The organism is Streptomyces sp. GL_141 (assembly GCF_057834385.1).
In genome coordinates this window covers 5098838-5118900 of sequence record NZ_CM174402.1, presented here as the reverse complement: position 1 = coordinate 5118900, position 20063 = coordinate 5098838, and the positions used below count along the sequence as shown (strand labels likewise).

The following is a 20063-nucleotide window of genomic DNA, read 5'->3' as shown; positions in this document are numbered from 1 at the left end:
GGCCGTGCTCAGGCGCCGGAGGTCTCCATGCGGCGGCGCAGGCTCGCGGGCCGCATGTCCGTCCAGACCTCTTCGATCCGGTCGAGGCAGACCTGCCGGGCACCCTCGGTGCCCTCGGTGTGCCAGCCGGCCGGCAGCTCGCGGTCCGCGTCCCAGATCGAGTACTGCTCCTCGTCGTTCAGAACGACCCGGTAGACGCGGTTGTCGGTCTGCTCGTCAGGCATGTCGGTTTCCCTTTCGGTGGTCGGATTCGCCTTCAGCTTCGGACGCCCGCCTATACCGGGCCTCTACTGAACGCATCCGTCGACATGCGCCCACAACGCAGCACGCGGCCCGGTCCCGTCGGGGGAGGCGGGACCGGACCGCGTGGGTCTCGGGGTGGTGCGGGTGGGGCGCCCGGGAGCCGGAAGGCCGCCGGGCGCCCCCTGTGGGCGTGGCTGGGCTACTCGCGTGCGCCGAGGAGCTGGACGGTTCGCGCCCGCAGCGCCGTACCGACGGGCAGCACCGTGCCGATCACGGCGAGCAGGGTGGACACGACGGCGACGGCGAGGACGATCGTGTACGGCACGACGATCGGTGTCGTGCCGAACAGCTGGAACAGCGCGCCCCACAGGCCGGCCAGGTTGACCGCCGTGGCCGCCAGTGCCAGCGCCACTCCGATGGCGGAGACCAGCAGGGACTCGGCGACGAAGAACCGGACGACCTGTTTCGGGGTGGCTCCCGCCATCCGCAGCACCGCCAGGTCGCGGCGCCGGTCGGCGGTCGCCATGAGGAGCGTGTTGAGGATCGCGATGAAGCAGAAGATCATGATGATCACCGCGGTGGAACGCTGCCGCACCTCCGTGAGGTGGCGTGCGTACGCGCTCTCGGACGCGACCAGCTGGTCCCTGGTCATGAACGCCGCTCCGCCGCCGGCCACCGCCTTGCGGATCTGTGCGGTGACCGCGGCGTGATCGGCACCGGAGTCCAGCGTGATGTAGGCGCGCCGGGCCAGTCCGTCCCGGGCGTAGACGGCCGAAGGGGCGAACCGCTGCGGCAGATAGGCCACGTCCTCGCCCCGCAGCGCCTTGTAGGTCGCGGCGATCCGCAGCTCGACGCTCTGGCCGTCGGGCATCTCCACGGCGAGCTTGTCGCCGACGTCCATGCCCCACAGATCGGCCACGGCCGTGCTGTTGTCGTCGAGATCGTCCAGGGACCCCTCGATGATCTTCAGGTCCATCGTCTTCTTCAGCGCGGCGGGATCGACCACGAGCCCGTCGTTCTCCTCGTACCGGTCCTCGTCCTTGGTGTAGATGGTGGTGAGGATCGGCGCCGCGACGTGGACGCCGTCGATGGCCGCGACGCGCTCGATCACCTGCGGGCTGATGCCCGGTGTGCCGTCGGGCGCGAGTGCGTACTGCGAACTGACCCGGTTCTGCAGGCCGTTGTCGCGGGCGGCGCCGAGCGAGTCGGTGGCGGCGAGCAGCGAGAAGGCGAGCCCGACGGTGAGCAGGACGGGCGCCGCGGTGGCAGCGGTACGCCGCCGCGAGGTCAGCGCGCTCTCCCGCACCAGCATCGCGGTGGGCCCCGACGCGCCCCGGAAGGGCAGCATCAGCAGCTTGGTGAGCGGCCCGACGACCAGGGGTGCGAGCACCGCGGCGGCCAGTACCGGCACCATCAGCGATACGACGTAGACCGTGGGCGAGAGCACGCTCGTCGGGGACGCGACGGCGATCCACGCCGTCCACCCGACACCGCCCACCAGGGCGATGACACCGAGCAGCGCCCGGCCGGGCGTCACTCCCGTGTCGTCGACCGACGCTTCGCGCAGTGCCTCGATGGGACGGATGCCGCCGGCCCTGCGGGCCGCGGCCGCCGCACCGCCGACCGCCACGAGGAGGCCGACCAGGAAGGCGGCGGCGAGCGGCGCCAGGACGGTCCAGTGCAGCGAGGGTTCCACCGTGAACCACTCCGGCGAGATGTCCATCGCGATGAGCATGTCGGCGAGCAGCTGCGCACCGAGCAGTCCCAGGACCGTGCCCAGCGCGGAGGCGACGATGCCGACGAGCAGCGCCTCGTTGCGGACCATCTTGCGCACCTGCCTGGGGGTGGCGCCGACCGTGCGCAGCAGCGCGACCTCCCGGCGGCGCTGGACCACGGCGAAGGCGAAGGTGGAGGCCACCACGAAGATCGCGGTCGTACCCGCCACGCTGGCCATCACCGGAACCAGCGTGATGGTGTTGTCCAGCGTCTCGCGGTCGCTCGCCTCGCTGGCATCCGCCTTGTGCCGGTCCTGGCCGGTGAGCACCGCGGCGCTGTCGCCGACGGCGGCCCGCACCGCGGCCGGCGGGCCGAGTGCCACCAGGGACTCGACGCGCGGGGAGAGCCGGGCCGCCTCCGCGTCGGTGAAGAAGACGGCGTCCTCCCAGCCGACCGGGGAGACCGTGCCGCTGACCGTGTACTGCGCGACGCCGGAGGCGGTCAGAACCGTCACCTTGTCGCCGGTACGGGCCCGGTCGGACGGGACCACGACCTCCTGGGCGGCCGAGGGCTCCTTGCCGTCGGCCAGCTCGTAGCCGCCGAACCGCGCCACCGGCCAGGGGTGGCCGACCTGGTCCTCGGGGCCGCCCTCCAGCTGGGCGTAGAAGGCACGGTCGACCACGGTCTCGCCGGTCGCGGCGACCTTCTCGATCAGCTCGGGCTGGATTCCCCGGGCGGCCGCGAGCGACCGGATCCCGAGGTCGTGATGGGCCGGGTCCCAGTCCGGGTCGGACGCCTGCACCACGACGGGAGCCCCGGAGAACCGCTCCACCGGCCGGTCCGGCAGATCGAGCATGGTCATGATGAGTACGCCCATGGCCGCGACCTGCGCGACGCCGAGCACCAGCGCCACGACGGTGCCGAGGAACGACACCCACCGTGCCCGCAGGGTCTGGAAGGCAACCCTGATCACCGCGACACCGCCAGCGCCGTCATCCGCGCGGCGACCGCCTCGGCGGTGGGCGAGCGCAACTCGCCGACCAGGCTGCCGTCGGCGAGGAACACCACCCGGTCCGCGTACGCGGCCACGTTCGGGTCGTGCGTGACCATCACGATCGTCGTGGTCACGCGTTCACCGTGACCGGGGGCGGGCACGAGAGCGGACTCCTGCACGGGCGCACCCGCCAGCCTCCGTAAGGTCTCCAGCAGTTCCCGTCCCGTGGTCAGGTCGAGTGCGCCGGTGGGTTCGTCCGCGAAGAGCACGGCCGGCCGGGACACCAGCGCGCGGGCGATGGCGACCCGCTGCTGCTGGCCGCCGGAGAGCTGGCTCGGCCTGCTGCCCGCCTTGTTCTCCAGCCCCACCTGGGCGAGCGCCTCCTGCACGGTCCGGCGCTTGGGCTTGCGCCCGGCCAGCCGCATCGGCAGCGCCACGTTCTGCTCGGCGGTGAGCGAGGGCAGCAGATTGAAGGCCTGGAAGATGAACCCCGTCGTCTCGCGCCGGAGTTCGGTGAGCTGGGTCTCGTTCAGCCCGACGATGTCCCTTCCGTCGATGAACACCCGCCCCGATGTGGGCCTGTCGAGTCCGGCGGCGCACTGCAGGAGGGTCGACTTGCCGGAGCCCGACGGGCCCATGATGGCGGTGAAGCTCCCCCGGGGGAAGGACAGTTCGACCTCGCGCAGCGCCGTCACCGCGCTGTCCCCGGATCCATAGGTCTTGGTCAGCGACTCGAGCCGCACTGCGTCATCCATCGATTCTCCGCATTTCCGCGTTGGTGAGGGGTTCGGCCGTCGCCCCGTCCACGATGGCGACCGGCGCGGGCTGTGGGGGCGGCGCCTTGCCCTGCCGGTCCTCGAGCGCCGCACCCGGCCTGGTGAAGATCACGGCGGCTACCAGGGCGAGTACCACCATCACTCCCGACACGACCACGAGCGTGGTCCGCGTGCCGACCGCTTCCAGCAGAAATCCGGTTCCGAGCGCACCGAGTGAACTCGCCCCCGATACAAGGAGCATGACGACGCTGCCGACCCGCCCCTGCATGTCGTCGGGCGTAATACGCACCTGGTAGGACATGCCGGAGACAGTAACAGCGGCTCCTATATGAGACGTTATAAAGAAGAGAACACCAAGTGCCACGGGTTGTCTGAAAAATACCGCTGCGGGCATGACCAGCGCCCAGGTCGCATGCGCCACGATCATGATCTGGCGCATCGCCAGCCGCTGGTTCAGCCAGCCGCCGGCCAACGCTCCGAGCAGCCCTCCCATACCCCCGGACGCCATGATCAGCCCGATGGTGCCCGCGGCGCCTCCGTCCTCCCTGACCACGACGGCCACGGTGAGGATGAGCCCCTGGAAGACCAGATTGCTTCCCGCGATGATCAGCAGGGCCGTACGGAAAAAGGCCCGATCCCATACCCACCGCAGCCCGACGGCGATGTCGGCCCGCATCTTGCGGCGCTTGTTGCCGGGCCTGGGCGGCGGTTCCTTCTCCCCCCGCAGCCGCACGAGAGTGATCAGGGAGAGCAGGTACAGCCCGACGCTCGACATGAACGGAATCCATGCCGAAAGGCCGAACATGGCACCGCTCACCGGATGCCCGACGAAGTTGACCCCCCGCGAACGGGCCTCGTTCGTCGCCATCGCCGCCCCCAGCTGGCTGGGCGGCACCACACTGCGGACCATGGCCCGCTCGGACAGCTGGTAGAAGACCGTCATGCTGCTCTGGATGAACGCCACCGTCGCGATGTGCCAGACCCAGACGGTGTCCCCGACGAGCGACACGGCCACCGTGGCGACCGCGACCATCCGCACGACGACGCACGTCATCATCACCCGCCGACGGTTCAGCCGGTCCACCATCACACCGGCCGGCAGCTGGACCAGCAGGGCCGGCAACAGCCCCGCGAAGGCCACGAGTCCGGCCGCGCTCTTCGATCCGGTGTGCCACAGCACGAGCAGCGTGAACGCCATCCCCGAGCAGCGCTCCGCCATGACGGACATGGCGGAGCCGGTCCACAGCAGCCGGAAGTCGCGGTAACTGCCCAGCGTCCGCAGCGCGTTCTTGCTTCCTTGCCGTACTCGATCCCCCTTCTTCTCTCTCATGGCCGATCGGCCCAGCACCATTCCAGGACAGCCATCGCGCTGTGCAGTTTGTGCGTCGCCTGGGTGAAGGCGATGCTCGCCGGACCGTCCAGCACCTCGGCGGTGACCTCCTGGCCGCGGTGGGCGGGAAGGTCGTGCAGGAAGACCGCGTCCGGGCTGTCCTCCCACAGTTCGCGGGTGACCTGGAACGGTGCGAAGACGTCCCGCCAGTCGGCGGTGGCCTTACTGGTTCCGGTGGTCTGCCACCGCGTGGTGTACACGGCGTCGAGCCCCGAGGGCCGGGCAGCCATGTCGTGCTGCTCGGACACCTTCGATCCGCTGCGCCGCGCCTGTTCGGCAGCGGTGGCGAGGATCTCCGGCGCCAGCCCGTAGCCCGGCGGTGTCCGCAGCTCCAGCTCGATCCCGGGGAACCGGGTCAGGGCCAGCGCCAGCGCCGCGGCGCTGTTGTTGCCCTCGCCGACGTACAGCACCCGCAGTCCCTCGACCCGGCCGAAGTGGTGGTGCAGCGTGGTGAGATCGGTGAGCCCCTGGGTGGGGTGCTCCTCCGCGCTCATCGCGTTGATGACGGACATCCGCCCGCCGGCCGCCCAGGTCCGCAGCTCCTCGGTGGCGTCCGCGGTACGGGCCACCAGCAGGTCCAGCATGCCGGACAGCACCCGGCCGGTGTCCTCGGTGGTCTCCCCGGTGTTCAGCTGCAGATCGTCGGGACCGAAGGTCACCGCCTTCGCGCCGAGCCGCAGAGCGCCGCTGGTGAAGGCGGTACGGGTACGGGTGGACGTCCGCCGGAAGTAGATGCCGACGATCGCGTCGGCCAGGGACTTCGCGCGGGCCCCGGCGGCGAATTCCGCCCCTCGCTCGACCAGGTCTCGCAGGTCGTCGTCGGTCAGGTCGCTGATGGAGATGAGGTGTCGCACGGGCACGCCCTTCGTCTCGACGGAATCAGTGGGAGTCGGTGAGTACGGCGTCGATCTCGGCCCGGATCCGCTCCTCGATCTCCACGGCGAGCCGCGCGATCGTCGGGCTCTCGAAGGCGACGCGCATCGGCAGGTCCAGGTCGAACTCGTTCTGCAGGCGCGAGACCAGCCGGACGGCGAGGATGGAGTGGCCGCCCAGGTCGAAGAAGCTGTCCTGAGTGCTCGCTTCCTTGCCCAGCAGGTCACGCCAGATGCCGGCGATGCGCTCCTCGGTGGGCGTGCCGGGAGCGACGAACGCTTCCTCGGCCGATCCCTCGGGGTCGGGGAGAGCGCGCCGGTCGATCTTGCCGTTGGCCGTCAGGGGGAGGGCGTCGAGCCCGATGAAGACGGACGGGACCATGTACTCGGGAAGTAGGGCCCCGAGCCCTTCGGCCAGGTCGTCGGTGGCGCCGACGACGTAGGCGATGAGGCGCTGGTCCTCGGACACCACCACGGTGGCGTCGGTGACCTGCGGATGAGCGACCAGCGCGGCCCGGATCTCACCGAGCTCGATGCGATACCCGCGGACCTTCACCTGGTCATCGATCCGGCCCAGGAACTCGACCGCACCATCACTGCGCCACCGCGCCAGGTCACCCGTGCGATAGAGCCGCGCACCCGCCGGCCCGAACGGGTCCGGCACGAACCGCTCAGCCGTGGCACCGGGGCGGAACGCGTAGCCGCGCGCCACACCCGTACCCCCGACGAACAACTCCCCCACCGCACCGACCGGGACCGGCTGCAAGCCCGCGTCCAACACCCGCATGATCATGTTCGGCAGCGGACGCCCGATCGGCACCACACCCTCGAACGCCTCCACCAGCGGGAACACACACGTACCTACCGTCGCCTCGGTCGGACCGTACTCATTGAGCACCCGGCCCTCACCCAGCAGGACCCGCCAACGCTCCACCAGACCACCAGGCAACGCCTCACCCGCAACCACCACACGGGGGGTCAAGGCCTGAATCTGCTCGTCCGACAGCTGACTCGACAGGACTTCGAGGTGGCCGGGGGTCAGCTTCATGAAGGAGAACGGACCCGCCGCAGCCAAGCTCTCGCCCAGCTCCGTCAGCTCACCGTCCCACAGCCACGCCCGCTGCCCCGCGGCAAGCGGCGCCCACACATTCGGCACCACCAGGTCGAACGCCACCGACGAGAACACCGGCGCACCACCCAAACCCGATGCCACCAACTCCCGTACCGCCCAGTCCACATGGTTCACCAGACTGCGATGCGAAACCTGCACCCCCTTCGGCCGACCCGTCGAACCCGACGTGAACACCGTGTACGCCACCGAATCCAAGTCCAGGACCCCCGAAGGCGCCGAATCCGGGAACGAGGACACATCACCCCCGGCCAGTACCGTCTCCACACCCGGGAAGCGATCCGCATACGCAGCCGACGTCAACGCCACACCCACCCTGGCGTCCTCGACCATCCCCGCGATACGCCCTGCCGGCAGCACCGGGTCCATCGGAACGAACCCACCACCCGCACGCCACACCGCGAGCAACGACACCACCAGATCCACCGAACGATCCAGCAACACCGCGACCATCGACTCCGGACCCACACCAGCCACACGCAAACGATGCGCAAGACGATTCGCCCGCACATCCAACTCCGCGAACGACAACGACCCGTCACCCGCCTCCACAGCCACCGCACCCGGCGACTCCACCACCCGACGCGCCACCAGCTCCGGCACCGACACCTCCGGCACCACCACCGCCGAGTCGTTCCAGACCCGCAGGAGCCGGTGCTCGTGGACCGACGTGATGTCGATGGCCGACAGCGGCGCCTCCGGCGCCGCCACCACCCCCTCGACCAGCCGCACGAAGTGGTCGGCCATGCGCTCCATGCTGGGCCGGTCGAACAGCGAGGTCGCGTACTCGAGGGCGCCGTTCAGCGAGCCGTCGGCCTGGCGCCACACGAACATCGTCAGGTCGGTCTTGGCCACCCGCCAGGCGCCCTGGAAGGCATCCACCAGCACCCCGTCGGCGGCCACCGACGTGGTGCCTTCGTCCTGCAGGTCGAAGGCCACCTGGTACAGCGGCGTACGGGACAGGTCGCGGACCGGCTGCAGCTCGTCCACGAGCCGCTCGAACGGCAGCTCCTGGTGCGCGAAGCCGGCCATGGCCGTGTTCTTCGTGCGCCCCAGCAGCTCACCGAAGGTGGGATCGCCGGTCAGGTCGCAGCGCATGACGAGCGAGTTGAGGAAGAAGCCGACCGTGCCCTGGGTCTCCGGCCTGAGCCGCCCGGTGACCGGGCTCCCGATGCCGAAGTCGTCCTGTCCGCTGTGCCGCGAGAGCAGCGCCGCGAAGACGGCCAGCAGGGTCGCGTACGGGGTCGCGCCGTGCTTGCGTCCGATGCCGCTGAGCGCGTCGGCGAGGCCGGCCGGCACCGAGAAGCGCACGCCCTGGCCCCGTCCGTCGCGCCGGGCCGGGCGCAGCCGGTCCGTGCGCAACTGCAGCTCGGGCATGCCGCGCAGCGCGTTCTTCCAGTAGTCGAGTTCGCGGTCGAGGACCGCGTCGTCGGACCGGGCGGCCTGCCAGGCCGCGTAGTCCGCGTACTGCACCGGCAGGTCGGCGAGTTCCGGGGTGCGGCCTTCGGCGGAGGCGGCGCACAGTTCGCGGATCTCCCGGTCCATGAGCACCGTCGACCAGCCGTCGCAGGCGATGTGGTGGGTCGTCACCAGCAGGACGGGGCCGCCGACGGGAACCCGTACCAGCAGGGCCCGCCACAGCGGCCCGTCGCTCAGGTCGAAGCCCCGGGCGAACTGTTCGGCGAACAGGCCCTCGATCTCCGCCTCGCTCGCGTCCTCCACGCGCAGCTCCACCGGCTGCGCGGGGGCCACCACCTGCCGGGGCTCCTCGCCCTCCAGGACGTACCGGGTGCGCAGGGACTCGTGGCGGACCTCCAGCGTGTCCAGCGCGGACCGCACGGCGTCGGCGGCCGTGCCGGCGGGCAGCCGCAGGAAGAGCGGCGCCACCCATTCCGCGCTGCCCGGGTGCATGCGGTCCAGGAACCACAGCCGGTGCTGCCCGAAGGAGAGCGGCAGCGGGACCTCGCGCCCCACCGGCACCACCTCGGGCACGGCGGGCCGTGCCTCCTCCAGGAGTGCGGCCTGGGCCTCGACCGTGGAGGCCGTGAAGAGCCCGCGCAGCTGGATGCTGTCGCCGGAGGCCCTGCCCAGGGCGTCGGCCAGCCGGGTCAGGACGAGGGAGGATCCGCCGAGGGCGAAGAAGTCGTCGTGCACGCCGACCTTCTCCACCTGGAGCAGCTGCGCCCACACCTCGGCCACGAGGCGTTCCGCGGCGGTGCGGGGCGCGGTGTACCGCGGGCCCTCCCAGGCGTTCCGCATGCCCGGCTGTTCGGGGTCGGGCAGGGCCTTGCGGTCGATCTTGCCGTTGCCGGTCAGCGGGAAGGCGTCCACCGGCACGAAGAGGGCGGGGACCATGGGCTCGGGCAGCCGCTTGCGCAGGAAGCTGCGCAGCTCGTCCCGGGGTATGCGGCGGGCGGTGACCAGGTGGGCGACCAGCCGCTTCCCGCCGCCGACGGTGTAGGCGCCGACCACGGCGCCCCGGATGTCGGGGTGCGCGTTGAGCGCGGCCTCCACCTCGGCGGGCTCGATCCGGACGCCGTTCACCTTGACCTGGTGGTCCACGCGGCCGAGGTAGGCGAGCGCGCCGTCGGAGCGCCAGCGCGCGAGGTCGCCGGTACGGTACATGCGGCTGCCGGCCGGGCCGTGCGGATCCGGTACGAAGCGCTCCGCGGTCTGCGCCGCGTTGCCGACGTAGCCGCGTGCCACGCCGATGCCTCCGGCGTACAGCTCGCCGACGACTCCGATCGGGACCGGGTCGAGCTCCTCGTCGAGCACGTACACCCGCATGTGGTCGATCGGCCGGCCGATCGGCACCGCCTCGGTGTGCAGCTCCGGGTCGAACTCCTGGGCCGTGACGTCGATGGAGCACTCGGTGGGGCCGTAGGTGTTCCACACCTTGGCGCCGGTGGGTTCGCCGAGCCTGCGGCACAACTCGGCGTCGAGCGCCTCACCCGCGGACAGGACGAGCCGCAGCCCGGTGCACTCGGACCAGGCGGGCTCCTCCGCGAGCAGCCGCAGCACGGAGGGCACGCCCTGCAGGACGGTGATGTTCCGCTCGGCCACCGTGCGTACGAGGAGCGCGGGGTCCGATTCGGCGCCCTCGGGGGCCATCACCACGGTGCCGCCCGCCACCAGCGGCGCGAAGAGCTCCAGGGCCGCGGCGTCGAACGTGAGGACGGTCTTCTGCAACACCCTGTCGTGCGGGGTGAGTTCTTGTGTGGCGACGGACCAGGACACCCGGTTGGCGATCCCGCCGTGCTCGACGAGCACGCCCTTGGGGCGGCCCGTCGAGCCCGAGGTGTAGGTGATGTACGCGGCGTGCTGCGGGCCCGTCGCGACCGGCTCGGCGTCGGCCTCGCCGCCGGCCGCGTCGAGGAGGACGACCCCGTCGGGTACGACACCGTCCAGGGCCTCCGCCGACGCGCCGACGGTCAAGACCGTCCGCGCCCCGCTGTCCGAGACCATCCAGGCGATGCGCTCGGCCGGGTGGCCCGCGTCCAGCGGCACGTAGGCCGCGCCGGCCTTCCAGACGCCCAGGAGCGCCGCCATGAGCTCCCGCCCGCGCGGCAGGCAGACGGCCACCCTCGATTCGGGGAGGACGCCGCGCCCGCGCAGGAGCCGCGCGATGCCGTTCGCGCGGCGGTCCAGCTGCGCGTACGTCATCGACCCTTGTGCGTCGTCGACCGCGATGGCGTGGGGGGTACGGACGGTCTGCTGGGCGATCAGTTCGTGCAGCGGGACAGACATCTCTTCTCCAGAGGTGTTGATCAGTTGCAGCGTTCAGTGGCGGTGACCCGGGCTGGCGCGCCGAGCCTTAGAACGTCGGCGCCGGGAGGAATCCGTCGACACGGGTCCCGACCCCGTTGCGTCGTGCCTCGTCCCGGACGAAGCCGGCGAGCGCCAGGTCCAGGACGCCCAGACCGAACGGGGAGTACACGAGCGGCTTTCCGGCTTCCGGTGCCAGCCCGGCGGTGCCGCGCAGCAGCGCACCGATGGAGGCGTCGACGAACTCGCGCCCGCCGGTCCGCTGTTCCGCGAGGTGCAGTGAGGTCTGCTCACGGCATACGTGGTCGGGGTCGTCGACGATGTTGTGCGCCCCCAGTACGGCGGGCACGGTGAGGTCGCGCAGCGAGATGTGGAGCACGACGGTGCCCGGCGGGCAGGCGTCCAGGCCGGTGTACGGCGAGGGTGCCGTCGTCGCGAAGGACACCAGGTCGTGGGTGGCCAGCGCCTCGTCGAGCGTGGCGCAGTGGCGGATCTTCGCGCCCGGCAGCAGCCTGGCGTGATCGGCGGTGAAGCGCCTGGCCCGCTCCATGTCCGTGTCGTAGACGGCGAGGGAATCGAGCTCGGGCCGCTCGGCGGCCAGGAACCGCAGCACCTCGCGGTTGATGACTCCGGTGCCGATGAGGGTGATCCCGGACGGCCTGCGGCCGCCGAGGAGCATCCGTGCGCCGAGCGCTGCCGAGGCAGCGGTGCGCCGGGCCGAGATCAGCGAGCCCTCGATGAGCGCCTCGGGGTGTCCGTTCTCCAGCGAGTTCAGCAGGACGGCGGCGCTGGCGCGCTGCAGCCCGGCGGCGACGTTGCCGGGGAAGGAGGAGATCCACTTCATTCCGGCGACTTCGGTGTCGCCCCCGAGGTAGCCGGGGAGGCCGATGATCCGGTCCCTCGGGCGGTCGGGGAACCGCAGGAAGACGGAGTGCGGCAGGACCGTGCGGCCCTCGTCGTGACGCCGGTAGGCCTCGGCGACGAGATCGATGATCTCCTTCTCGCGTCCGGCCAGCAGCCCGGCCGCTTCGCCGTGCTTGATGATCAGCATGCGCCCACCGCCAGTGTGTGTTCGGGTTCGTTCCACAGATGTGCGACTTCTCCGAAGTGGGCGCGCACCCAGTCGTCGGAGTAGATGGTGTCGAGATAGCGGTCGCCGCGATCGGGGAAGATCATCACGCAGTTGCTGCCGGCCGGAATGCGGTCGGCCATCTTCCCCAGTGCGGCGGCCACCGCGCCCGACGAGCCGCCCGCGAGGATCGCCTCGCGGTGCGTGAGGGTCCGGCAGGCGACGACGCAGTCGAGATCGGAGACGAGTACGACCTCGTCGGCCAGTGCCGGATCGAAGAGCGGGGGCTTGATCGCGGCCCCGTGTCCGGGAAGCAGCCGCGGGCCCGAAGGGCCGCCGAACAGCACGCTGCCCATCGCGTCGACCCCCACCAGCGTGGTGGAGAGCCCGTGCTCCCGGATGTACTGGGCGCAGCCGGTCATGGTGCCGCCGGTACCGGTCGAACAGAACAGGTAGTCCACCCGGCCGTCCAGGGCCTCGGCGATCTCCCGCATGGTCTGTACGTGGGCCCGCGGGTTGAGCGGGTTGGCGTACTGGTTGGGCCAGTACGCGCCGGGTATCGAGGCCACCAGTTCCCGTACCCGCGCCAGCCGCATCGGCAGGTAGGCGCGGGTGTCCGGGTCGACCTCGGTCACCATCTCGACCGTGACCCGGTAGGCGCGCAGGATGGCGAGGTTCTGCTGGGTGGTCTTGGGGTCCACGACGCAGATGCAGTCGATTCCGAAGTACCGGCAGATCTGCGCAATGCCGATCCCCAGGTTCCCGGAGCTGGATTCCACGACCGTGGACCGCCCCGGCACCAGTTCCCCGCTGCGGATCCTGCCGAGCAGCATCGACAGCGCCGACCTGTCCTTGACGCTGCCGCCGGGGTTGAAGGCCTCGAGCTTCGCGAAGACGCGGGACCCGAAGCGGGGCAGCAGCCCGCCGAGTTCGACGAGGTGCGTGTTGCCCACGCCGTCGAGGATGCCGCGCAGAACGGGCTGCTTCATGATCTGTCGCCGGCGTTGCTGCCCAGGGCCAGCAGCGAACGCTTCTGAGCGGCGTCCGTCAACGGGATCCGGGAGACCGGGCGTTCGGGTGTGTCCACGGCCGCGGCCAGGAAGCGGATGAGCTGGTCGAACAGCCGGTCCATGGTGTCCCGCTCGAAGAGCGCGGTGTCGTAGCGCAGGGCCAGGGTGAGCCCCTGCACGTCACGGGTGACTTCGATGGTGATGTCGCACTGGCCCTCGAGGTGCGGGATCTCCAGGTACGTGGTCGCCAGACCGGCCACGTCGAGGGGTACGCCGGCGACCGCACCGCCCAGCTCGGAACCGAAGCGGTCCGTGGTGACCATGGTCATGGCGATCCTGAACAGCGGCCCGGCCGCCGCCGCGGCCTGCGCGACCAGCGGGAACGGGTACGTGGCCCGCGCGGTCGCCTGCCTGAGGCGGTCGTTGGCCGCGGCCGTCACCTCGCCCAGCGGGGTGTTCCTGTCGAAAACCGCCCTGACGAGCACCGGGTTGACGTAGTAGCCGACGACGTCCTTGGCGGCCGAGCGGCGCACCGATGCCGGGCAGGCGACGAGGAAGTCGGTCTGTCCCGTCCATCGGTGCACCAGGGCCTGCAGGGAGCCGAGTGCCAGGGCGAACTGTGAGACCTCCTGTTCGGCGGCGGCCCGCTTGAGCCGCTCCGAGAGTTCGTCGGGCAGCCTGCGTACGAGGCTGGCGCCGGTGAACGAAGCGACGGCCGGCCGGGGCTTGTCGGTCAGCAGCTCGGCGGGGGCGGAACCCGCGCACTGCTCCTGCCAGAACTCCGCCTGGCGCCGCCCGCGCGAGGATTCGAGTAGGGCCCGCTCGCTCTCGACGAAATGGTCGTACTCGACGAGGACGGGGGCCCAGCCGGGCTCCTCGCCCCCGGCGAACGCCTCGTACGCGGCCAGCAGGTCGCGCCACAGGAGCCACTGGGAGATGGCGTCGGTCGCGATGTGATGGGTGAGCGCCAGCAGCACGGCGTCGGTACGACGGCGCCACAGCACCAACCGGAACGGCCCCTCCTCCGACAGCCGGAAGGGGGTGGCCGCCTCCGCCGCGACGAGCCGCTCCAGCTCGGCGTCGTCCGCGTCCGGTACGTCGTGCACGACGAGTTCGCCGATGTCGCCCGGGTCCTTCACCAGCCGGCGGGGATGCCCGTCGACCTCGACGTACACCGAACGCAGCATCGGGTGCCGTCCGGTGAGCGCCCGGGCCGCCCGCGCCAGGACCTCAGGGTCCGGCGCGGGCTCCATCCGGGCACCACCCGCGAGGTTGTAGGTCGCACTGTCGGGAGCCAGTTTGTAGAGCAGCCATAAGCCCTCCTGGCCCACCGACAGGGGCATCGCCCCGCCCATGGGGTCCGTGTGGCCCATGGGTCAGACTCCTGCCTTGTTTGCCGTCAGGAAGTCCGCGACGTCACTCACGCGCAGCAGGTCGCCGACCCGGTCGTCGGGAACCGTTTGGTTGAAGGCCTTCTCCACGGCGGCCAGCAGGTCGATGCGGGTGAGGGAGTCCATGCCGAGCTCGTCGAAGCTGGAGTCGGCGGTGACCTCGCCCTCCAGGTCCGGCGCCGTACGCAGCGTGAGGTTGATGATCTCGACGATCAGTTCGTCTCTGGTCATGGTCTTCATCTCCATAGGTGTGTGCGCGTGGATGTGCGGAGGGCTGTGCTGTGTGTGGGGGGGGTGTGGGGGATGGCGGGTGGTGCTTGCCGGAGCCGGTTACGGCATCCGGATGACCTGGCCGGCGTACGTCAGGCCGGCGCCGAAGCCGAGCAGGAGGACGTTCTCTCCGGGGGTGCTGCGGCCGCTGTCCTTGAGCCTGCTCAGCGCCAGCGGCACCGAGGCCGCGGAGGTGTTTCCGGTGTCGACGACGTCATTGACGACGCGCTCCGGCGGGAGGCCCAGATTCGCGGCCAGCGTCTTGATGATCCGGTTGTTGGCCTGGTGCGGCACGAACCAGTCGACGTCCTGCATCGTGATCCCGGCGGCGGCGCACGCCCGGTGGGCGACGTCCGGCATGGTGGCCGTGGACCACTTGTAGACGAGCGGGCCGTTCATCGTGACGTACTCCCGGCCGTCCGCCTTCTCGGTGATGCCGAGGACGTCGTGCCGTGCGCCGTCGCTGCCCCAGACCGCCGGGCCGATGCCGGGCCGGTCCGAGCGGGACACCACCGCCGCTCCGGCGCCGTCACCGAAGATGACGAACGTGTCGGGGTCGGCGGGGTCGATCCACTCGCTGGTCCGCTCGGCGCCGATGACCAGGACGTTGCGCGCCTCGCCGAGGCGCACGGCGTTGGACGCCATGGCCAGCGAGTAGGTGAAGCCGGCGCAGACCGCGTTGAGGTCGTACGCGCCGGAGTTGGGCAGTCCGATGCGGCTGGCCACCTCGGGGGCGATGCCGGGCATGCGGACCCGGCGGGTGGCGCTGGCGACGATCGTCAGGTCCACCTCGCCCGGGTCGATGTCGGCCGAGACGACGGCCTTCTCGCCCGCGGCCGCCGACATCGTGACCAGGTCCTCCTCCTCGGAGGCGTGGTGGCGGGTCTTGATGCCGGTCCGGCCCTCGATCCACTGCGGCGAGACCGTCGTCAGTGGCGCCAGTTCCTCGTTGGACACCAGCCGGGCGGGCCGGTACACGGCCAGTCCGGAGATCCGTGATCCATGCGTTTCGAACATGTCTCCCTCAACTCCCCATAGATCCGTCAGCCGTCAGCCGTCAGGCCTCAGGCGTCGGACGGCTCTGCCATGGCCACGGCGATCCGCCGCGGTCCGGTGAACGGCTCGCGCGCGTGCGCGGCCAGCATGTTGTCGACGACCAGGACGTCGTCGCGCTGCCAGTCGAAGCGGACCGCCGCCGACCGGTACGCGGCGCGCAGGTGGTCCGTCACCTCGTCGGGGATGACCCCGCCGTCCCCGTAGAAGGTGTTCGTGGGCAGGTCCTCATCGGCGAAGATCGCGCGCAGACCGGCGCCGACCTCCGGGGCCAGGGTGCTGACGTGGAAGAACGTCGCGTGGTTGAACCACACGGCCTCGCCGGTCACCGGATGGCGGTGCACCGCCCGGCGCACCGCGGTGGTGCGCAGACCGCCGTCGGGCCGCCACTGCGCCTCGATCCTGCGTTCCTTGCAGTACGCCACGACGGCGTCCTGGTCCGAGGTGTTGAAGGCCTCCTGCCAGGGCAGTCCGAACCCGGCGTGGAAGTTGCGCGTGACCTGCCAGCCGCGCGCCTCGAACTCCGCGCGCACCTCCCGGTCGATGGACCTGAGGACCTGCCGGATGTCGGCGAGCGGGGTGGCCCCCTGCGTCACGGCCGGCTCGGCGCAGAAGAAGTACAGCGTCCGCGGCCAGACCGCCTGGTAGGAGTTCTCGTTGTGGAGGAAGATCTCCTCGTTCTGCGGATAGTCGGTCGAGGTGTAGACCTGCCCCTTGATGGTGCTGCGGGGCGAGGAGCGCTCGGCGTACGCCAGTGGCGGCGTACCGGAGAACGCCCGGACGGTGCCGTCGAAGCCGTCGACACCGCCGACCTCGAATCCGCGCAGCAGCAGGGCGCCGCGCTCGGTGAGCAGCTCGCGCAGCTCCGCCCGGTTCTCGGTGATGTAGCCGTGGATGCCGGTGCCGGGGGCCGCGGGGCGTCGCAGTCCGGGCACGGCTCCGCTCCCCACCCAGCCGGCGGGTGTCTCTTCCGAGGTGATGGTCATGGTCAGCTTGCTCCGTGGTCGAAGAAGTCGGGGCACAGGGCGCGGTGCGACCGGCCCGGCAGGGGCGGCGTCAGTCGGACATCGCCACGAGGACGCGACGGTCCCCGGTGAACGGCCGCCGGCCGTGGGCCAGCAGGACGTTGTCGATGAGCAGCAGATCGCCCGTGCGCCAGTCGACGTCCACGGCGGCCTCCAGCCCGCGGTCGCGGACCTGGGTGACGTACTCGGCGGGGATGGGACTGCCGTCGGCGAACCGCACCGACTGCGGCAGCTCGTCCTCGGTCAGGATCTGGGCGAGCTCGGCCGCGGTGTCGTCGCCGAGACCGGCCGGGTGCCACTGATCGGCCTGGTTGAACCACACCTCGACGCCCGTGACGGGGTGCCTGGTGGTGGACGGCCGGTGGGATTCCACGCGCAGGCTCCCGTCGCGCCGCCATTCCCACTCGGCTCCGGCGTTCTTCAAGAACGCCTCCACGTCCGCGCGTTCGGCGGTCTCGAAGGTGTCCTGCCAGCTCTTGCCGAGGCCGTAGCCGTCGTGCAGGTTCTGCACGTAGCGCACGCCGCCGGCGAAGGCCTCGCGCACCTCCGGGTCCAGGACGGCGAGCCAGCGCTCGGCGTCCAGCACCGGGGTGGCCCCGCCGGAGCCCGGCTGCACCTGGCAGAAGAAGGCCAGGCGGGACGGCCACGCGTGGGCGTAGCTCATCTCGTTGTGCATCGAGATGGTGAATTCCCGCGGGTACTCGGTCGAGGTGTAGACGTTGCCGCCGACCTTGGTGCGCGGCGAGTTGCCGTGCACGTACGCCAGCCGGTTCGGCAGCAGCCGGTCCAGCGCCGTGTCCAGCGTCTGCGGGGTGATCCCGAAACCGCGGAACACCAGCGCCTTCTCCTTGACCAGGGTCCCGGCCAGGCCGAGCTCCAGTTCCGCCAGGCGGCTCAGCAGTTCGCCGGTCCCGCCCTCACCCTTCGCTTCGATCTCCAGTGGTGCCCAGGACGTCGGACGCGTCACGGCGCCGCTCCTCTCGCTGTTGTGGTGAAGCCTTCGGCTATCCGGCCCGCAGGCCGGACGGGATACGAGCCAGCCGCTCCGCGATGTCCGCGGTCAGCTCCGCCTCCCGGGGGGCGAGGTAGAAGTGGTCCCCGGGGAACGACCGCACCGCGAAGGCTCCGGTCGTCAACTCCTGCCAGGCCACGAGCTGTTCGTAGGAGATGCCCGGATCCCTGTCGCCGTGGTACGCGACGATCGGAGCGCGCAGGGCCACCGGGCCGTGCGGGCGGTAGGTCTCGATGAGCTTGTAGTCGGAGCGCAGCACGGGCAGCAGCAGCTCGCGCAGTTCCGGGACCGCGTACGGGGAGCCGCCCGGGGTGCCCAGTCGTGACACCCCGGCGACCAGCACGTCGTCGGCGGCCGTGTGCAGGGTCGTGGGAGACGTACGGTGCGGGGCGTTGCGCCCCGAGAGCAGGACCCGGACCGGGCCCTCGCCCGCGCCGGCCTCCTGCCGCACCGCCACCTCGTAGGCCACCGCGGCGCCCATGCTGTGTCCGAAGAAGGCCGTCGGCAGGTCGCCGTACGGGACGAGCGCCTCGGAGATCCGGCCGGCCAGCTCGTCCATCGACTCGATGCACGGCTCGTCCATCCGCTCCTGCCGGCCCGGATACCGCACGGCGAGCACCTCGATGTCGGCGGGGAGCCGCGAGGACCAGCCGTGGAACAGCTGGGCGTTGCCGCCCGCGTGCGGGAAGCAGACCAGCCGCAGCCGCGGCACTCCCGTCCGCGCGTACCGGCGGAACCAGGTCTCCGAGGAGGCACTCACAGCGCCATGCCCCCGTCGATCCGGACCACCTGGCCGGTGATGTACTCGGCCTGCGGGGAGGCCAGGAAGGAGACCAGCGAGGCCACTTGCTCCGGAGTGCCGAAGCACCCCATCGGGATGCGGCTGATGGCCTCCTTGGCAACGGCCTCCGGCACGCCGGCGACCATCTCCGTGTCGATGAAGCCCGGCGCGACCGCGTTGGCACGCACTCCGTAGCGGCCGAACTCCTTGGCCAGTGCCTGCGTCAGTCCGATGATTCCGGCCTTCGAGGCCGAGTAGTTCGTCTGGCCCGCGTTGCCGACGACTCCGGCCACGGACGAGAGGGTGACGACCGTGCCCGCACGGCGCCGGATCATCGACCGGACCACCGAACGGAGCAGGTTGTACGTTCCGTCGAGGTTGGTGCGGATCACCGAGTCCCACTCGTCGTCCGACATCAGCGCCAACGGCCGGTCCCGGGTGATCCCCGCGGAGGTGACCACCGCGGACACCGGTCCCAGCCCCGACTCGACGTCCGCGACGAACGCCCGGACCCCGACCCGGTCGGCGACGTCGACCCGGCGGATCAGCGCCCGCCGGCCCGTTGCCAGGATCTCCTTCTGGACCTGCTCCGCCGCCGCGTCGTCGGAGCGATAGCAGATGGCCACGTCGAAGCCATCCTGTGCGAGCCGGGTGGCCACCGCCCGGCCGATCCCGCGCGACCCCCCGGTCACCAGTGCCACCTGTGCCTCTTGGTCCGGCATGCTGCCCCCATCCGTTCGAATGGTTCGAGCGTGCGTTCACTGGCTATATCTGGCCTATACGGCGTCCGGCACGGCCCCGGGCCGCGCGCCGGACCCCGGTACCGTGACCGTCCATGACCTTGCTTCCGACCGGTGGGCCGGCTCTCGCGGGTGTACTGGCCCCCCTGCTCCCCCCGCTAGTCACCGCCGTCGACACCTTCCACGACAGCGCCGAACCCTTCCTGTTTCCCGAGGAGGAGGCCCTGGTGGCCAAGAGCGTGGCCAAGCGGCGGCACGAATTCACCACGGTCCGCCACTGCGCCCGCACCGCTCTGGCCGGATATGGCCTGCCGCCCGCACCGATCCTCCCCGGCACCGGGGGCGCGCCCCGCTGGCCCGACGGCATGGTCGGCAGCCTCACGCACTGCGACGGATACCGGGCGGCGGCCGTCGCGCGGGACACGACCGTGGCCTCCCTCGGCATCGACGCCGAACCGGCCGAACCCATACGCGACGGGGGTGCGCTGAACCTGGTCACCCTCCCCGCCGAACGCACCGCGCTGCGGGAACTCGCCGCCCACCGCCCCGACGTCCCCTGGGACAGGCTGCTGTTCAGCGCCAAGGAGTCCGTCTACAAGGCCTGGTCCCCGCTCACCGGCCGCTGGCTCGGCTTCCAGGACGCGCACGTCACCCTGCGCCCGGACGGCACCTTCGCCGCTGCCCTGCTGGTCCCGGGCACCACGACGGCCGGTCCCCCGCTGACCGGCTTCGACGGCCGCTGGCAGGTGCGCGACGGCCTCGTACTCACCGTCGTCACCGTGCCGCCGCGCGGCGGCGCCGGCGGCACGGCGTGCTGAACGTGGTCT

At 71.2% G+C, this 20063-nt stretch carries 16 protein-coding genes; 1 reads left to right on the top strand and 15 read right to left on the bottom strand.

Annotated features, from left to right (window positions below):
- Window positions 1-8: 8 nt before the first annotated feature.
- From AC3IX6_RS22840 to fabG, 15 genes are all read right to left on the bottom strand, one after another.
- Window positions 9-224, bottom strand: coding sequence for an MbtH family protein (locus tag AC3IX6_RS22840; protein ID WP_489364122.1), 216 nt, complete (start codon window positions 222-224; stop codon window positions 9-11).
- Between the two features lie 218 nt (window positions 225-442).
- Window positions 443-2932: an ABC transporter permease gene (locus AC3IX6_RS22835; RefSeq protein WP_489364120.1), complete on the bottom strand. Its 2490-nt coding sequence runs from the start codon at window positions 2930-2932 to the stop codon at window positions 443-445.
- The gene (locus tag AC3IX6_RS22830) at window positions 2929-3708 is read right to left on the bottom strand and encodes an ABC transporter ATP-binding protein (protein ID WP_489364118.1); all 780 of its coding nucleotides are present in this window, start codon (window positions 3706-3708) and stop codon (window positions 2929-2931) included. The genes AC3IX6_RS22835 and AC3IX6_RS22830 overlap by 4 nt, the downstream gene beginning before the upstream one ends.
- Entirely contained in the window at window positions 3701-5080 is a 1380-nt protein-coding gene (locus tag AC3IX6_RS22825; protein ID WP_489364116.1) for an MFS transporter, read from the bottom strand. Before AC3IX6_RS22825 ends, AC3IX6_RS22830 begins: the two co-directional genes overlap by 8 nt.
- Complete coding sequence (locus AC3IX6_RS22820; RefSeq protein WP_489364115.1) at window positions 5056-5973, bottom strand: ornithine carbamoyltransferase; 918 nt, start codon at window positions 5971-5973, stop codon at window positions 5056-5058. Before AC3IX6_RS22820 ends, AC3IX6_RS22825 begins: the two co-directional genes overlap by 25 nt.
- Before the next feature lie 25 nt (window positions 5974-5998).
- Window positions 5999-10867 carry an amino acid adenylation domain-containing protein gene (locus tag AC3IX6_RS22815; protein ID WP_489364113.1) on the bottom strand — a complete coding sequence of 1623 codons (4869 nt, stop codon included), beginning with the start codon at window positions 10865-10867 and terminating at the stop codon, window positions 5999-6001.
- Between the two features lie 67 nt (window positions 10868-10934).
- Window positions 10935-11936 (bottom strand): 2,3-diaminopropionate biosynthesis protein SbnB, encoded by a 1002-nt coding sequence (gene sbnB / locus AC3IX6_RS22810; RefSeq protein ID WP_489364111.1) that lies wholly within the window; start codon window positions 11934-11936, stop codon window positions 10935-10937.
- On the bottom strand, window positions 11930-12943 hold the full coding sequence (gene sbnA, locus AC3IX6_RS22805) for a 2,3-diaminopropionate biosynthesis protein SbnA (RefSeq protein WP_489364109.1): 1014 nt from the start codon (window positions 12941-12943) through the stop codon (window positions 11930-11932). Before sbnA ends, sbnB begins: the two co-directional genes overlap by 7 nt.
- Window positions 12940-14337 (bottom strand): condensation domain-containing protein, encoded by a 1398-nt coding sequence (locus tag AC3IX6_RS22800; protein WP_489364107.1) that lies wholly within the window; start codon window positions 14335-14337, stop codon window positions 12940-12942. Before AC3IX6_RS22800 ends, sbnA begins: the two co-directional genes overlap by 4 nt.
- Before the next feature lie 3 nt (window positions 14338-14340).
- Window positions 14341-14586 (bottom strand): acyl carrier protein, encoded by a 246-nt coding sequence (locus tag AC3IX6_RS22795; protein WP_489364105.1) that lies wholly within the window; start codon window positions 14584-14586, stop codon window positions 14341-14343.
- A 99-nt stretch (window positions 14587-14685) separates the two neighbouring features.
- Complete coding sequence (locus AC3IX6_RS22790) at window positions 14686-15642, bottom strand: beta-ketoacyl-ACP synthase III (RefSeq protein ID WP_489364103.1); 957 nt, start codon at window positions 15640-15642, stop codon at window positions 14686-14688.
- Between the two features lie 47 nt (window positions 15643-15689).
- Window positions 15690-16664, bottom strand: a complete 975-nt coding sequence (locus AC3IX6_RS22785; protein ID WP_489364101.1) for a TauD/TfdA family dioxygenase — start codon at window positions 16662-16664, stop codon at window positions 15690-15692.
- A gap of 70 nt (window positions 16665-16734) precedes the next feature.
- Window positions 16735-17670, bottom strand: coding sequence for a TauD/TfdA family dioxygenase (locus AC3IX6_RS22780; RefSeq protein WP_489364099.1), 936 nt, complete (start codon window positions 17668-17670; stop codon window positions 16735-16737).
- A 37-nt stretch (window positions 17671-17707) separates the two neighbouring features.
- The gene (locus tag AC3IX6_RS22775) at window positions 17708-18475 is read right to left on the bottom strand and encodes a thioesterase II family protein (RefSeq protein ID WP_489364097.1); all 768 of its coding nucleotides are present in this window, start codon (window positions 18473-18475) and stop codon (window positions 17708-17710) included.
- On the bottom strand, window positions 18472-19218 hold the full coding sequence (gene fabG / locus AC3IX6_RS22770) for a 3-oxoacyl-[acyl-carrier-protein] reductase (RefSeq protein ID WP_489364095.1): 747 nt from the start codon (window positions 19216-19218) through the stop codon (window positions 18472-18474). The genes AC3IX6_RS22775 and fabG overlap by 4 nt, the downstream gene beginning before the upstream one ends.
- 113 nt (window positions 19219-19331) lie before the next feature.
- On the opposite strand from fabG, the gene AC3IX6_RS22765 reads away from it, so the two are divergent.
- On the top strand, window positions 19332-20054 hold the full coding sequence (locus AC3IX6_RS22765; RefSeq protein ID WP_489364094.1) for a 4'-phosphopantetheinyl transferase family protein: 723 nt from the start codon (window positions 19332-19334) through the stop codon (window positions 20052-20054).
- The last annotated feature ends 9 nt before the right edge of the window (window positions 20055-20063 follow it).